This window comes from Thioalkalivibrio sp. ALE10 (assembly GCF_000381385.1).
Lineage (GTDB): Bacteria > Pseudomonadota > Gammaproteobacteria > Ectothiorhodospirales > Ectothiorhodospiraceae > Thioalkalivibrio.
Genome location: NZ_KB906450.1, coordinates 736,359 through 751,098 on the forward strand (window position 1 = coordinate 736,359; position 14,740 = coordinate 751,098).

General features: G+C 68.6%; 11 protein-coding genes. 8 read left to right on the top strand and 3 right to left on the bottom strand.

Annotated features, from left to right (window positions below; genetic code table 11):
- Nucleotides 1–225 precede the first annotated feature (225 nt).
- The 5 genes from F788_RS0103665 to F788_RS0103685 all read left to right on the top strand — a co-directional run bounded on the left by F788_RS0103665 (nucleotide 226) and on the right by F788_RS0103685 (nucleotide 9,106).
- Nucleotides 226–1,275 (top strand): efflux RND transporter periplasmic adaptor subunit, encoded by a 1,050-nt coding sequence (locus F788_RS0103665; protein ID WP_018870034.1) that lies wholly within the window; start codon nucleotides 226–228, stop codon nucleotides 1,273–1,275.
- A complete protein-coding gene (locus F788_RS0103670; RefSeq protein ID WP_018870033.1) occupies nucleotides 1,272–4,574 on the top strand; it encodes an efflux RND transporter permease subunit in 3,303 nt (1,100 codons plus the stop codon). Before F788_RS0103665 ends, F788_RS0103670 begins: the two co-directional genes overlap by 4 nt.
- A 243-nt stretch (nucleotides 4,575–4,817) precedes the next feature.
- Nucleotides 4,818–5,036 (top strand): hypothetical protein, encoded by a 219-nt coding sequence (locus tag F788_RS0103675; RefSeq protein ID WP_018870032.1) that lies wholly within the window; start codon nucleotides 4,818–4,820, stop codon nucleotides 5,034–5,036.
- 19 nt (nucleotides 5,037–5,055) lie between these two features.
- Nucleotides 5,056–5,262, top strand: a complete 207-nt coding sequence (locus F788_RS0103680) for a hypothetical protein (protein ID WP_018870031.1) — start codon at nucleotides 5,056–5,058, stop codon at nucleotides 5,260–5,262.
- Nucleotides 5,246–9,106, top strand: a complete 3,861-nt coding sequence (locus tag F788_RS0103685) for a PAS domain-containing protein (RefSeq protein WP_019589288.1) — start codon at nucleotides 5,246–5,248, stop codon at nucleotides 9,104–9,106. The genes F788_RS0103680 and F788_RS0103685 overlap by 17 nt, the downstream gene beginning before the upstream one ends.
- Here the strand turns inward: F788_RS0103685 and F788_RS0103690 are convergent.
- Genes F788_RS0103690 through F788_RS0103700 form a run of 3 tightly spaced genes read right to left on the bottom strand, consistent with a single transcriptional unit; the run spans nucleotide 9,097 to nucleotide 11,720 of the window.
- A complete protein-coding gene (locus F788_RS0103690) occupies nucleotides 9,097–10,443 on the bottom strand; it encodes a nucleoside recognition domain-containing protein (protein WP_019569123.1) in 1,347 nt (448 codons plus the stop codon). The genes F788_RS0103685 and F788_RS0103690 overlap by 10 nt on opposite strands.
- Nucleotides 10,444–10,462: 19 nt before the next feature.
- On the bottom strand, nucleotides 10,463–11,323 hold the full coding sequence (locus F788_RS0103695) for an SDR family oxidoreductase (protein WP_019021244.1): 861 nt from the start codon (nucleotides 11,321–11,323) through the stop codon (nucleotides 10,463–10,465).
- 19 nt (nucleotides 11,324–11,342) lie between these two features.
- Nucleotides 11,343–11,720 (bottom strand): DsrE family protein, encoded by a 378-nt coding sequence (locus tag F788_RS0103700; protein ID WP_019021243.1) that lies wholly within the window; start codon nucleotides 11,718–11,720, stop codon nucleotides 11,343–11,345.
- Nucleotides 11,721–11,888: 168 nt separating this feature from the next.
- Between F788_RS0103700 and F788_RS0103705 the strand changes: the two genes are divergently transcribed.
- The 3 genes from F788_RS0103705 (at nucleotide 11,889) to aspS (ending at nucleotide 14,732) form a co-directional block, all read left to right on the top strand.
- On the top strand, nucleotides 11,889–12,188 hold the full coding sequence (locus F788_RS0103705) for an FmdB family zinc ribbon protein (protein WP_019589289.1): 300 nt from the start codon (nucleotides 11,889–11,891) through the stop codon (nucleotides 12,186–12,188).
- Between the two features lie 5 nt (nucleotides 12,189–12,193).
- Nucleotides 12,194–12,844 (top strand): DUF502 domain-containing protein, encoded by a 651-nt coding sequence (locus tag F788_RS0103710; protein WP_019589290.1) that lies wholly within the window; start codon nucleotides 12,194–12,196, stop codon nucleotides 12,842–12,844.
- A 100-nt stretch (nucleotides 12,845–12,944) separates the two neighbouring features.
- The gene (aspS, locus tag F788_RS0103715) at nucleotides 12,945–14,732 is read left to right on the top strand and encodes an aspartate--tRNA ligase (protein ID WP_019589291.1); all 1,788 of its coding nucleotides are present in this window, start codon (nucleotides 12,945–12,947) and stop codon (nucleotides 14,730–14,732) included.
- Nucleotides 14,733–14,740: the final 8 nt, after the last annotated feature.

Below are 14,740 nucleotides of genomic sequence, written 5' to 3' on the forward strand. Positions count from 1 at the left end.
GGACAGACGCGGCGCGGTGCAGGGGGTTGCAGGGCTTTGCTGCAAAACCGACGGGGAAAGCTATACTCCGGGCAGTTACCGGGGTTGCGGTCGGGGATTTGCCCGCCCGTGGCCGGCTCCGTTAAATTAGGGAAAACTAATATATTAAAGAACGGCCCCGTGACGGCTGATCGCCCCGCAAGAAGGGTGGCAGGAGAGGGCCGAATATCCGGAAGGGACCACACCATGACACGACTCCCGATCATCGGGGCCGCGCTGCTTGCGCTGGCTCTGCCGCTGGCGACTCAGGCCGATGACCTGCCCTTCGAGACGGTCGAGGCCGAGCGTCTGACCCTGCCGCAGGAGCGTCTGCTGGATGGCCGCGTCGAAGCGGTCCAGCGCTCCACCATCTCGGCCCAGACCTCGGGCCGCATCCGCGAGATCTACGTGGACGTGGATGACTTTGTCGAAGAGGACGAACTCCTGCTGCGCATCAGCGACGTCCAGCAACAGGCGCGCCTGAGTCAGGCCGAGGGTGACCTCGCCGATGCGCGGGCACGTTTCCGCGAGGCGCGCTCCGAGTTCGAACGCATCCGCGAGGTGTTCGAACAGGACGTGGTGTCGCGCTCCGAGTTCGAGCGCGCCGAGGCGCAGCTGGAATCGGCCCGTGCGCGCCTGCGCTCGGCCGAGGGGCGGGTGGACGAGGCCCGCGAACAGCTCGGCTACACCGAGGTCTACGCGCCGTACTCCGGGATCGTGACCGAGCGCATGGTCGAGGTCGGGGAATCGGTCTCGCCGGGTTCGCCGCTGCTGGCCGGGCTGAGCCTGGATCGCCTGCGGGTCGAGGTCGACGTGCCCCAGCGTCTGATGCCCGGGGTGCGGGATCGGCGCGAGGCCGAGGTCCTGCTGGATTCCGGCGAACGGATCGCTGCCGAGAGCCTGACCCTGTTCCCCTATGCACATCCGCAGAGCGCCACCTTCCGGGTGCGCGTGAACCTGCCCGAGGACGAGAACAACCGCGGTCTGTTTCCCGGCATGTTCGTGAAAACGAGCTTCGTGCTGGACGAGGTCGAGCGCCTGATGGTGCCGCAGGAGGCCGTCGCCTATCGCTCCGAGGTGATCGCGGTCTACGTGATCGACGACGAGGGCCGGGTGCGCTTCCGTCAGGTCCGCACCGGGCGCGAGCACGACGGCATGATCGAGATCCTTGGTGGCCTGCGCGAGGGTGAACGCGTGGCGCTGGATCCGGTGCATGCCGCGATCTATCTCAAGGAACACCAGCAGGTGACGCGATGAGCGGCGGCGGCACGGACGCGGCCCCGGAGCGCATGGGGATCTCCGGGCGCATTGCGAAGGCCTTCCTGACCACCCAGATCACCCCGTTGCTGGCCCTGGTGGGGCTGCTGCTGGGGCTGTTTGCCATCCTGGTGACTCCGCGCGAGGAAGAGCCGCAGATCAACGTCACCATGGCGGACGTGTTCATCCCGTTCCCCGGGGCCAGCGCCGAGGAGGTCGCCCATCTGGTGTCGACCCCTGCGGAGCAGGTGCTGTCCGAGATCGAGGGGGTGGACGACATCTATTCCACCTCGCGCCCGGACATGGCGCATATCACCATCCAGTTCGAGGTGGGCGAGGACCGCACCGCGGCGCTGGTGCGGCTGTACAACCAGGTCTTCTCCAACGACGACTGGATGCCGCGGAATCTGGGGGTCGGCGAGCCGATGGTGCGGCCGATGGGCATCGATGACGTGCCCATCGTCAACGTGACCCTGTGGACCGAGGACGAAGAACGTGGCGGACACGACCTGCTGCGCGTGGCCCACGGGCTGGAATCGGAACTCAAGCGGGTGCCCGGCACGCGCGACATCTACACCGTCGGCGGGCCCGACCACGTGGTCCACGTGCGCTTCCAGCCGGAGATGCTGGCGGCGCACAACCTCGCGGTGGACGACCTGCGCGAGGCCCTGGCGGTGTCGAATTTCTCGCGCGATGCCGGGCATCTGTATCAGGACGACGAGGAGATCCTGATCCAGGCCGGCGACTTCATCACCGAGCCCGAGGCGTTCGCGCGGCTGGTGGTGGGGATGCATGACGGACGTCCGGTGCATCTGGAAGACGTGGCCGAGGTCGAACAGGGCCCCGGCTATCCGAGCGAGCACGTACGCTTCGCCCATGGGGCCGCGGCCGAGGGCGGCGGGCACATTGGCCAGAGTCACCCGGCGGTGACCGTCGCGGTGGCCAAGCAGCCGGGCACCAACGCCCCCGATATCGCCGACCAGGTCATCGAGCGCCTGGACCAGCTGCAGGGCACCTACATCCCCGAGGGGGTCGAGGTCTCGATCACCCGCAACTACGGCGAGACGGCCGAGGACAAGGCCTCCACGCTGATCCAGAAGCTGATGCTGGCAACCGCGTCGGTGATCATCCTGGTGTGGATCGCGCTGGGCTGGCGCGAGGCGTTCATCGTCGGCGTGGCGGTCATCATTACCCTCGCGCTGACGCTGTTCGCGTCCTGGGCCTGGGGTTTCACCCTCAACCGGGTGTCGCTGTTCGCGCTGATCTTCGCCATCGGCATCCTGGTGGACGACGCGATCGTGGTGGTGGAGAACATCCACCGACACATGGTCCAGGGCGGGCGCAAGTTCCTCGAATCCATCCCGCTGGCGGTGGACGAGGTGGGCGGCCCGACCATCCTCGCGACCTTTACCGTCATCGCGGCGCTGCTGCCCATGGCCTTCGTGACCGGGCTCATGGGGCCGTACATGAGCCCCATCCCGATCAACGCCTCCATGGGGATGGTCCTGTCGCTGGCGGTGGCCTACGTGGTGACTCCGTGGCTGACCTACAAGGTGCTGCGGCGTCAGGCCGAACAGCACGAGGCCGGGGGCGGACACGGCGGACACGAGGCCGGCGAGGCGGCCTCCGATGGCCTGATGCGCCTGTTCAACTTCGTGCTGCGTCCCTTCCTCGGGACCGGCGGGCGCAAGAAGATCAACCGCATGGCGCTGTGGATCGGCACGCTGGTGCTGATCGTCGGCTCGGTGTCGCTGGCCTATTACCAGCTGGTGGTGCTGAAGATGCTGCCGTTCGACGACAAGTCGGAGTTCCAGGTGGTGCTGGACATGCCCGAGGGCACCAGTCTGGAACGCACCGGCCAGGTGCTGGGCGAGATGGCCGACTACCTCAAGACGGTGCCCGAGGTGCACGACGTGCAGACCTACGCGGGCACGGCCACGCCCATCAACTTCAACGGCCTGGTGCGGCAGTACTACCTGCGCGAGGGGAGCCATGTCGGCGACATCCAGGTGAACCTGACGCATGCCTCCGAGCGCGACCGGCGCAGCCACGACATCGCGCTGTCGGTGCGCGACGAGATCAATGCCATCGCCGGGCGCCATGACGGCGCAGCGGTGAAGGTGGTCGAGGTGCCGCCGGGACCGCCGGTGATGTCGCCGATCGTCGCCGAGATCTACGGGCCGGACTACGACGGCCAGATCGAGGTTGCGAAACAGGTGCGCGAGGTGTTCGAGAACACCGAGGGCCTCACCGACATCGATGACTCGGTGGAACACCCGGGGCCGAAGAAGATCCTGCAGGTGGACCGCGAGCGCGCCGCGCATCTGGGCGTGCCCCAGCGGGCGGTGGTCGAGGCGATCGAGACCGCCCTGTCCGGCGAGGACGTAACCTATCTGTACGGCTCCAACATCAAGTATGCGGTGCCGGTGCGTCTGGAGTTCGATCGTGCGGAGAAGGGCAGCCTGGATCCGGTGCTCGGGCTGCGAGTCCGCTCGCAGAGCGGCGAACTGGTCCCGCTGGCCGAGGTCGTGAACGTGGTGGATTCGAGCCGCGAACACTCCATCCATCACAAGAACCTGCTGCCGGTGGTCTACGTGCAGGGCGATCTGGCGGGCGGTGTGGACAGCCCGCTGTACGGCATGTTCGACATGTTCTTCGGCCTGCGCGACCAGCCCATGGTCCATGGCGAGCCGCTGGAGCAGCGGTTCATCAGCCAGCCGGACAACCCGTACAACTTCAGCCTGAAGTGGGACGGCGAATGGCAGGTGACCTACGAGACCTTCCGCGACATGGGCATCGCCTACTCGGTGGGACTGATCCTGATCTACCTGCTGGTGGTCGCGCAGTTCCGCTCGTACATGGTGCCGCTGATCATCATGGCGCCGATCCCGTTGACGGTGATCGGGGTGATGCCGGGGCACGCGTTCGTGGACGCGTTCTTCATGGATGCCAAGTTCACGGCGACCTCCATGATCGGGATGATCGCGCTGGCGGGGATCATCGTGCGCAACTCGATCCTGCTGGTGGATTTCATCAACGAGGAGCTGCGCCGCGGGGTGGATACCATCGAGGCGGTGGTGCATGCCGGTGCGGTGCGGGCCAAGCCGATCGTGCTGACCGGGCTGGCGGCGATGGTCGGCGCCGGGTTCATCCTCGATGACCCGATCTTCTCCGGGCTGGCGATCTCGCTGATCTTCGGGGTGTTCGTGTCCACGGTGCTGACCCTGGTGATCATCCCGGTGCTGTACTACCTGTACGTACGCAACCGGGTGGACCAGATCCGCGAGCAGGCGGCGTAAGCCGGCCCCGTCATTGCGAGGAGCGTAGTGACGAAGCAATCGCCATGGCGGCCCCCGGCCCCGGTGCACTGCGGGCAGCAACCGATTGCCACGTCGCCTTCGGCTCCTCGCAATGACACAGGCGGGGGCGAGTAGCGGCCCCGGCACGTTGTCGCATGGCAATGGCACGACCGGAGTCCGGCGTTTTCGCCGGGCGACGGTACCGGCATACAATCGGGGGACCGAACGAACCGGAGTGGCTCGATGAATGTGGACATGGGAGACGAGGGCCTGGATGTCACCGGGATCAGTCGTGAACAGTGCGCGACCCTGGTGGAGGCCCTGAAGGCCAGCAGCGATCAGAGTTTCATGGAGGATCCGGAGCTGCGCAAGCTGTTCAAGCTGCTCGCCGTGCTGCAAAGTGATCTGTGGGACGAGATGACCGCGGGTCAGTTCGATTTCAGTCAGTACAAGAAGCAGTAAGCCACTGCAGGAGACTGTCATGTCCGATCCGTCCGGCGGCCGCCCCTCGAATTTCGTCATCGGCAATATCCTGCTGGGGCTGGCGGCCCTGATGCTGTTCTTCTTCGTTCCGCTGTGGGAGCGGATCGGCGTGGTGGCCCTGTTCCTGTGGATGGTCCTCGCTGCGGCGGGGGTGTACTTCATCGTGAAGGACAAGGACATAACGCCCGGTGGACCGCCGAACTGATGCCCCCGGAGCGGGGGAGCAGGCAGCCGGTTTCGAGGGTCCGGACACCGTGTCCGGCGGGCGCTCGCGGGCCGCTTTTCCGGCCTTTCTGAGCGCGCGCCTCGCACGCCTGCGCGACGCCGCGGGCGAGCTCGATCAGGGTGAATGCTCCGGGGACTGCGTGGATCGGCTGTATCGCGAGGTCAGCGCCCTGGCCCGCGTGGCCCGGACTCACGGGGTGCAGGAGATCCTGCGCCTGGCCGAGTCACTACAGGCCACCCTAGCCGGGCTGCGGGCCCGTCCGAACACTGCCGACCACGAACTGCTGCGTCTGGGCCTCGCGCGCCTGGAGGCCGCCGCGGATGCGTGGTCGCGTCAGGCTCAGGGGGTGCCGGAGACGCGGCTCCAGCCGCAGGTGTCGGCGGATGCGGGTGGCGGCCGGGTGCAGGTGGTCGCGGAGGACCCGGAAGTCGGCGAGGCGGTGGCGGGCATGCTGCGTGATCACGGCTTCGCCGTGGTATTGGCCGGCGCCGTACCGGACGCGGCGGGCGCCGGCGGGATTACCGCGCGGGTGGTCTGCGTCGGCGAGGTGGCCCCGGAGTCCGTGGTGCTCACGCGACTGCAGGAGCCGGGACGCGGGTTTCTGCCGACCCTGGTGGTGGCGCGCTCCTGGAGCCCCGGGGCGCGCCTGCAGGCCGTGCGCGAGGGCGCTGCCCGCTGCCTCGATTACCCGCTGGCGGACGATACCCTGCTGGAGCAGCTGGTGCAGATCGGCGGGGTGGTCGCGGAAACGGGGTACCGGGTGCTCCTGGCGAGTGCCCGCCCCGAGGCTGCCGACGACACCCTGGCGGCGGGCCTGCGGGAGGCCGGACTGACGGTCGAGGTCCAGCCGGACCCCGATGCCGCGCTGGCCGGCCTCCACGGCGGCGAGGTCGAGGTCCTGTTGCTGGATCTGGACGAGGGGGGATGCAGCTTCGCGGAGTTCGCGGCGCTGCTGCGCACCCGCGACAACGGTTCCTCCATCCCCATGCTGGTCCTGACCGCCGATCCCGGGCGGGTGAACGAGCTGATGGCCCTGCACCCCGGGGCCAGCGGGGTGTTCCTCAAACCGGTGGAACCGCGCCGCCTGGCGGATGCGGTGGTGGCGCGTGCCCGCCAGCAGCGGCAGATGGACGGGGTGACCCGTGCTTATCGCCAGGCATTGTACGAGCGTGAGCGCGAACACCTGGCGGTCAACGAGCACGCGCTGGTGAGCATCACCGACGTGGCTGGCGACATCATCTATGCCAACGAGCGGTTCGCGCGGGTCAGCGGCTATAACGTATCCGATCTGCTGGGGCGCAACCATCGCCTGCTGAAATCCGGAATGCACGCCCCGGCTTTCTACGAGGAGCTCTGGGAGACCATTGCCGCGGGTCGCGTCTGGCAGGGCGAACTCTGCAACCGCGCGCGGGACGGCTCGCTGTACTGGGTCGAGACCACCATCGTTCCCTATCTGGACGGCGACGGCCTGCCTTATCAGTACGTGTCGATCCGCACCGACATCACCACGGTGAAGCGCCAGGAGCATCGCCTGCGCAGCAGCCAGCGCTTCGCCAACATGGGGACCTGGGAATGGACCCCGGGGCGTGAGGAGCTGCAGTGGTCCGAGCGTATCGCGCCCCTGCTGGGCCACTCTCACGGAGACCTCGAGCCCACGGTGGAAAACTTTCTCGGTGCGGTGCACCCGGAGGATCGCGAGCGGGTGGAAAACGCCATCCGCAGTTCCCTGCGTCGCGGGTCCTATCTCGAACTGGAGCACCGGGTGGTCTGGCCGGATGGCACGGTCCGCTGGCTGCTGCAGCGCGGTGACGTCGAGCGCGACGCCAGTGGCGACGTGCAGCACATGCTGGGCGTGTCACAGGACATCACCAAGCGCAAGCAGTCCGAGCTGGCGCTGACCCGGCAGACCACGCGACTGCGCGAAGCCCAGCGCCTCGCGCGCGTGGGGCACTGGGAGCACGATCCGGTGACCGGAGCGCTGTGGTGGTCCGACGTGGTCTACGAGATCTTCGCCCTGTCCCCGGGCGACGCCCCGGTGAGCATGGAGGGCTTTCGTGCGTTCGTGCACCCCGAGGATCGCGAGGGGCTCGACCGCGAATATGCCGGGGTGCTGGCCGAGGGGCGGGGCGAGGTGTTTCTGCGCATCCGGCGCGATGACGGCGAACTGCGGCACCTGCATCTGATTGCCCATGGCGAAAGCACCGGGGGCCGGGAACAGAACGGCCGGCTGACCGGAACCGTTCAGGATGTCACCGAGCTGCAGCAGGCCCAGGAGGAACTGTCGCTGTTCCGGCGCATCTTCGAGGCCTCGGAACAGGCGATCTCGGTCGCCGACCGGGAAGGCCGCATGGTGTACAACAACCCCGCGGTGCTGGAGATGACCGGCTTCGAGGAGGCCGATCTGGCGGGCCGATCCTATCGCGAACTGATCCCGGCGGAGGCGGAACAGTCGGCGCGCGAGATCGACGAAATCCGCGAGGCCGGCGGGGCCTGGACCGGTCAGCTGCCGATCCGCTGCCGCAACGGCGCGGTGTTCATGTCCAGCAGTACCATCGGCGTGGTGCGTGACAGCCGTAGCGAGCCGCAGTACATCTTCAACATCTTCGGGGATTTCACTGCGGAGCTGCAGCGGCGCACCGAGTTGCAGCGGGCCCGCGAGGAGGCCGAGCAGGCCAGCCGGGCGAAGTCCGACTTCCTGTCCAATATGAGCCACGAGCTGCGCACGCCGATGAACGCCATCCTGGGCTTTGCCCAGCTGTTGCAGCGCGACACGTCGCTGGGCGAGCGCCAGCAGAGTCAGCTGGACGAGATCGCCCGCGCCGGTCGGCACCTGCTGGAGCTGATCAACGAGATCCTGGACCTCGCGCGCATCGAATCGGGGCGGCTGCAGGTGATGCCGGAACCGGTGGACGTGGCGGACGTGGTGGACGAGTGCCTGTCGCTGCTGCGGCCGCTGGCGCAGGAGCGCGAGGTTCGCCTGGAAGGCGCGCGGGCGGCCACCGCGGATGCCCCGCGCGTGCAGGCCGACCGTACCCGGCTCAAACAGGTCCTGCTGAATCTCTTGTCCAACGCCATCAAGTACAACCGCGCAGGCGGGCGGGTGACGCTGCTGGGCGCTGCGGGGCAACAGGGGCTGCAGCTGGAGGTGCACGACACCGGCCCCGGACTGACCGCCGAGCAGCTGGAACGGCTGTTCCAGCCCTTCGACCGGCTGGAGGCGGACGCCAGCGGGATGGAGGGCAGCGGCGTGGGGCTCACCATCACCCGGCACCTGGTGGAGATGATGGACGGCCGGCTGGGCGTGACGAGCACGCCGGGCGAGGGTTCCTGCTTCTGGTTCGAACTGCCGCTGGCCGCGGACAGCGATCCCGGGGCAACACCCGCGGGCGGGCCCGATCACCCGGCCGCGACCGGCGCCCCGGAACTGCCGGCGTCCGGCACGCCGCGCACGGTGCTGTGCATCGATGATCAGCCGGCCAACCTGCGCCTGATGGAAGAGGTCCTGGGACCGGAGCCGGACCTGGAAACGGTGGTGGCCGAGACCCCCCTGAAGGGCCTGGAGGAGGCGGCACGGCTGGCCCCGGACCTGATTCTTCTGGATCTGGCGATGCCCGGCATGGACGGTTATCAGGTGCTGCGCGCGTTGCGGGCCGACGACCTGCTGGCCGCCGTCCCGGTGCTGGCGGTGACCGCCGATGCCACCGACCCGACGCGTGAGCGTGCGCTGGCGGCCGGTTTCGCCGAGGTCATCACCAAGCCGGTGGATCCGGCGGGGCTGCGGGAGCGGGTGCGCGGGTTCGCCCGCGACGCGGGTCAGAGGTAGAGCCAGGCGACGATCGCGACTGCGGCGACCACCGCCACCGCGTCGGCGCTCAGCGCGGCCGCCAGGGTGTGGCGGACCCGTTTGACCCCGATCGCGCCGAAATAGACCGCGAGCACGTAGAAGGTGGTCTCGGTGGAACCCTGCAGGGTGGACACCAGCATGCCGACGTGGGTATCCGGCCCGGTGGCGGGGTCCTGCATGATCCCGGCCATGATCCCGTAGGCCCCGGATCCGGACAGTGGCCGCAGCAGCGCCATCGGCAGGGCCTCGGCGGGCAGCCCGAAGGGCGTGGTCCACGGCCCGATCAGCCCGACGAACATCCCCAGCGCCCCGCTCTCGCGCAGCATGCCCACCGCGACCAGGATCGCCACCAGATACGGGATGATCCGCAGGGCCACGTTGAAGCCCTCCTTTGCCCCCTCGACGAAGACCTCGTAGACCGGGACCCCGCGGATGACGCCATAGGTGAGAAAGCCCACCACCAGCCCCGGGATGATCCACGGGGCGATGGCCTGGCCGTAGATGATGGTCAGCGGGATGATCGCCAGCACCCCCAGCAGGACCAGGAGCGAGACCCAGGCGGGATAGCCCTCGGCCGGGACCTCGATGTTCATCGGCTGGGGCTGCTCGCCCGGCTCCGTGTCCCGGTCCGCATCGGAACGCCGGTCCCCGGGGTCGGCTTCGGCGTCGGGGTCGTCAAGGCCGCCGGGCGGGATCTCGCGGGTGGCCGCCGGGGGGCGGAACCAGCGTTGCAGGACCAGCGCGCTGGTGATCCCGGCGACCGTGGCGAACAGCGTCGCGAACAGCGTGGTCGGCAGGATGGCGGCCGGATCCTCCGAGCCCAGCGAGGCACGCAGCGCGATCACCCCGGTGGGCAGCAGGGTGATGCTGGAGGTGTTGATCGCCAGGAACAGCGCCATCGCGTTGGTGGCGGTGCCCGGGTGGGGGTTGAGCTTCTCCAGTTCCTGCATCGCGCGGATGCCGAACGGCGTGGCGGCATTGCCCAGCCCGAGGATGTTGGCGGAGAAGTTCAGGATCATCGCGCCCATCGCCGGGTGTTCCGGCGGGACGTCCGGGAACAGGCGCACCATCAGCGGCCGCAGCAGGCGGGCGAGGACGGTCAGCAGGCCGCCGGCCTCGGCGATCTTCATCAGGCCGAGGAACAGGGCCATCACCCCGACCAGTCCCAGTGCCAGCTCGACCGCGGCCCCGGCCGCTTCCACCGCGCCCTCGGAGAGCTCGGCCATCGGACGTTCGTCGGGATCGGTGGAGCGCAGCTCGCGCAGCGCCGCGGTGGCGAAGGCGATGACGACCAGCGCAAGAAAGATCGCGTTCATGCGCCGGGGGCCGCGACCGTCAGCGGTTCTCGCCGCGCGAGACCAGGCGCAGGAAGGCGTCCATCCAGCGCGCCGGCAGGATCGCCTTGAGGAAGGCGAACAGATGCGTGGGGAAGGTCACGCGGTAGCGCAGCTTCGGCCGCCGCGCCTCCAGGGCATGGATCACGCAGCGCGTGACCGCCTCGGGCCCGAGGGTGAACGGGGCGTCGGCCTCCGCGTTGGCCATGCGCGCCTCGGCCGCCTCGTAGGTGCGGGCCCAGGGGCTGTGGGCGCGGTGGATGTGGTGGCGGAAGGCCTTCAGCGCGTTGGCGCGGAATTCCGAGCGGATCGGCCCGGGCTGGATCAGGACCACGCGGATGCCGCTGCCGTGGAGTTCCTGGCGCAGGGTGTCGGACATCCCTTCCAGCGCGAACTTGGAGGTGACGTAGGCCCCGCGCAGGCGCAGCGGGGCGAACCCCAGCACCGAGGAGTTCTGGATGATGCGCCCCTCGCCGGCGCGGCGCATCGCCGGGATGACCAGATTGGTGAGCTCCAGCCAGCCCAGCACGTTGGTCTCCAGCTGGGCGCGCAGGGCGGCGCGCGAGAGGTCTTCCACCGCCCCCGGCTGGCCGTAGGCGCCATTGTTGAACAGGCCGTAGAGCTTCCCGCCGGTGCGGTGCAGCACCTCGTGCGCCGCACTGCGGATGCTGGCGGAGTCGTTGAGGTCCAGCTGCAGGGCCTCGAAGCCCTCCTTCTTCAGGCGCGAGACGTCTTCGGCGGCGCGCGCCGTGGCGAATACCCGGTAGCCGCGGTCGCGCAGGGCGCGGGCGGCGTGGGCCCCGATCCCGGAGGAGCAGCCGGTGATCAGGACGGCACGGGCATCGTCTTCGGCGGAACTCACGCGGACCTCCGGGTGCCGGTCAGTAGGTCAGGGTCGCGACGCCGTCCTCGACGACCTCGCCGATGAAGGCCCCGCCGCCGCGCATGCCGTCGAGTTCGGGCACCGCGTTGTCCAGCGTCAGGCCGTTTTCGTCCATCGCGCCGGCGCAGGCGTAGAAACGCGCACCGGCCTCGTGGGCATCCTGCATGAAACTGTAGACCGATTTCTCCTGCCCGTCGCCGGGGTACATGGCTTCGGCGACCCCCTGGCGCAACAGGCGGGTGGTCTGCGCAGCGAAATAGATCTCGACCTCGAGATCCATGGCACCGGCCACCGTGGCCTGAAAGAACGGGGCCCCCAGAGTGCCGGGGCGGTCGAGGTCCAGATTCAGCAGCATGATCACGATCTTGTCGGCCATCTCGTCTCTCGCTTTTGGGCGTGGGCTCGGCATTTTTTCGGGATCGCCGCATGATCGGATCTCCGGGCGCGCGAAGCAATCGCCGCGAGTCCTTTTATTCCGGGCCGGTGCCCGCATAATACAGGCAATCCATACTGATCGATCCACGGACTCCGGGAGAATATCCTCATGCCGATCTACGAATACGCCTGCCAGCAATGCCACCAGGTCTCCGAGATCCTGCAGAAGATTTCGGATCCGCCCGCCACCACCTGCCCGCAGTGCGGTGCCGAGGCGCTGACCAAGCAGGTCTCGGCCGCCGGGTTCCGCCTGGCCGGGGGTGGCTGGTACGAGACCGATTTCAAACGGGGCGGCCAGCGCAACCTGAAGGAGGGCGGCGGGTCCGCCGGTGACAGTGGCGGCTCCGGGGGTTCCGGCAGTTCCGGCGGCGGCGATGGTGGGGGCAGCGCCGCCACGACCGGAGGCTGAGTCCGATGCTGGCCGCGCTCCGGCGTTACGTGATCGCGGGCCTGCTGGTCTGGTTGCCACTGGTGGTGACCGGCTACGTCATCAAGCTGCTGGTGGACCTGCTGGATTACAGCGTGCTGGTGCTGCCGGAGGCCTGGCGCCCGGAGGCATGGCTGGGCTTCGACCTGCCGGGTGCCGGGGTGGTGCTGGCGGTGGCGATCGTGCTGGTGACCGGGATGATCGTGGCCAACATCGTTGGCCGCCGTCTGGTGCACCTGGGCGAGGCGGTGGTGCGGCGCATCCCGCTGGTGAGCACCATCTATGGCGCGGTGAAACAGGTTACCGAGACGGTCTTCACCAACGGCGGGGAGTCGTTTCGCAAGGTGGTGATGATCGAGTATCCCCGTCGGGGGACCTGGTCCATCGCGTTTCTGACCGGTACCGCCACTCCGGAGACCCGCGAACGCACCGGCGAGGACATGGTGACGGTGTTCGTGCCCACCGCCCCCAACCCGACCTCCGGCTTCGTCCTGCTGACCCCGCGCACCGAGGTCACCGAGCTGGACATGTCGGTGGAGGACGGGCTCAAGTTCGTGATGTCGCTGGGGGTGGTGATACCGTCCGATGATCCCGTCAGCGAGCCGCTTCCGGTTGCGCGGGACGGGGGCAGGCCGTAACATTTCCGGCCCTTTGACGGGCGTGACGCGCCCGTTTTCCCCGATCAACCCGCGCGGCCGCCATCACCGGCATGCCGCGCCCGGCAGCTGGAACGGCGCAATGCGAACGCATCTCTGTGGGCAGGTCACCGAACGCGACCTCGATTCCGAAGTGACCCTGTGTGGCTGGGTCAACCGCCGCCGTGACCACGGCGGCGTGATCTTCGTCGATCTGCGTGATCACGCCGGACTGGTGCAGGTGGTGTTCGATCCCGACCGCGAGGAGGTCTTCGCGCGGGCCGAGCAGCTGCGCAGCGAATACGTGATCCGCATGACCGGGCGCGTGCGCCGGCGCCCGGAAGGCACCGAAAACCCCGAGCTGACCACCGGCGCGGTGGAGATCCTCGGGCTGGAGCTGGAGGTGCTGAACGCGGCGAAGACCCCGCCGTTCCCGCTGGATGACGAGGACGTGGGCGAGGACACCCGCCTGCGCTATCGCTACATGGATCTGCGGCGGCCGGTGATGCAGGAGCGCCTGCGCCTGCGCGGGCGGGTCACCGCGGCGATGCGCCGGTTCCTCGAGGAGCGCGACTTCCTCGATCTCGAGACGCCGATGCTGACCCGCGCGACGCCCGAGGGCGCGCGCGACTACCTGGTGCCGTCGCGCACCCACGCGGGCAGCTTCTTCGCCCTGCCGCAGTCGCCGCAGCTGTTCAAGCAGCTGCTGATGATGTCCGGCATGGACCGCTACTACCAGATCACCCGCTGCTTCCGCGACGAGGACCTGCGTGCCGACCGCCAGCCGGAGTTCACCCAGCTGGACATGGAGATGGCGTTCGTCGACGAGGCCGACGTGATGGGCGTGACCGAGGAGCTGATGCGTCATCTGTTCCGCGAGGTCATGGGCATTGAGCTGGACGATCCGTTCCCGCGCATGAGTCATGCCGAGGCGATGACCCGCTTCGGCTCCGACAAGCCGGACCTGCGCATCCCGCTGGAGTTCACCGAGCTGACCGAGGTGATGCAGGCGGTGGAATTCAAGGTCTTCAACGCGCCGGCGAACGACCCCGAAGGGCGGGTGGCCGCCCTGCGCGTGCCGGGCGGCGCGGAGCTGACCCGCAAGGAGATCGACGGCTACACCGAGTTCGTCGGGCGCTACGGGGCGAAGGGTCTTGCGTACATCAAGGTCAACGACCCCGCCGATCCTGCGAACGGGCTGCAGTCGCCGATCCTCAAGTTCCTGCCCGAGGACGTGATCCGCGAGATCCTCGCGCGCACCGGCGCGGCCGCCGGCGACCTGATCTTCTTCGGCGCGGACCGCGCCGACGTGGTGAACGAGGCGCTGGGTGCGCTGCGCGTGCAGGTCGGCCATGATCGCGGCCTGGTCGAGCCCGGCTGGCGCCCGCTGTGGGTGGTGGATTTCCCGATGTTCGAGTGGGACCCGGACGACAAGCGCCTGTATGCCCTGCATCACCCGTTTACCGCCCCGGCCACCGACAGCCCCGACGCCCTGCGCGAGAACCCGCGCGAGGCCATGTCGCGGGCCTACGACATGGTGCTCAACGGCACCGAGGTCGGCGGCGGGTCCATCCGTATCCACAACCCGGAGATGCAGCAGGCCGCGTTCGAGGCGCTGGGCATCGGCGAGGAAGAGGCACGCGAGAAGTTCGGCTTCCTGCTGGATGCGCTGAACTTCGGCGCCCCGCCGCATGGCGGCCTCGCCTTCGGTCTGGATCGTCTGGTGATGCTGATGAGCGGCGCCCACTCGATCCGCGACGTGATGGCGTTCCCCAAAACCCAGACCGCGGCCTGTCTGCTGACCGACGCCCCGGCGCCGGTGGGCGAGAAGCCGCTGCGCGAACTGGGCATCCGTCTGCGGGCCGGGGTTGCCGGCGACGGCGCGCAATAGGACCGGGG

Bases quoted from the DNA above. Each gene is read 5' to 3' on its own strand.
- aspS (WP_019589291.1), top strand. From the start codon at position 12,945: ATGCGAACGCATCTCTGTGGGCAGGTCACCGAACGCGACCTCGATTCC.
- F788_RS0103680 (WP_018870031.1), top strand. From the start codon at position 5,056: ATGTCCGATCCGTCCGGCGGCCGCCCCTCGAATTTCGTCATCGGCAAT.
- F788_RS0103670 (WP_018870033.1), top strand. From the start codon at position 1,272: ATGAGCGGCGGCGGCACGGACGCGGCCCCGGAGCGCATGGGGATCTCC.
- F788_RS0103705 (WP_019589289.1), top strand. From the start codon at position 11,889: ATGCCGATCTACGAATACGCCTGCCAGCAATGCCACCAGGTCTCCGAG.
- F788_RS0103710 (WP_019589290.1), top strand. From the start codon at position 12,194: ATGCTGGCCGCGCTCCGGCGTTACGTGATCGCGGGCCTGCTGGTCTGG.
- F788_RS0103690 (WP_019569123.1), bottom strand. From the start codon at position 10,443: ATGAACGCGATCTTTCTTGCGCTGGTCGTCATCGCCTTCGCCACCGCG.
- F788_RS0103665 (WP_018870034.1), top strand. From the start codon at position 226: ATGACACGACTCCCGATCATCGGGGCCGCGCTGCTTGCGCTGGCTCTG.
- F788_RS0103675 (WP_018870032.1), top strand. From the start codon at position 4,818: ATGAATGTGGACATGGGAGACGAGGGCCTGGATGTCACCGGGATCAGT.
- F788_RS0103700 (WP_019021243.1), bottom strand. From the start codon at position 11,720: ATGGCCGACAAGATCGTGATCATGCTGCTGAATCTGGACCTCGACCGC.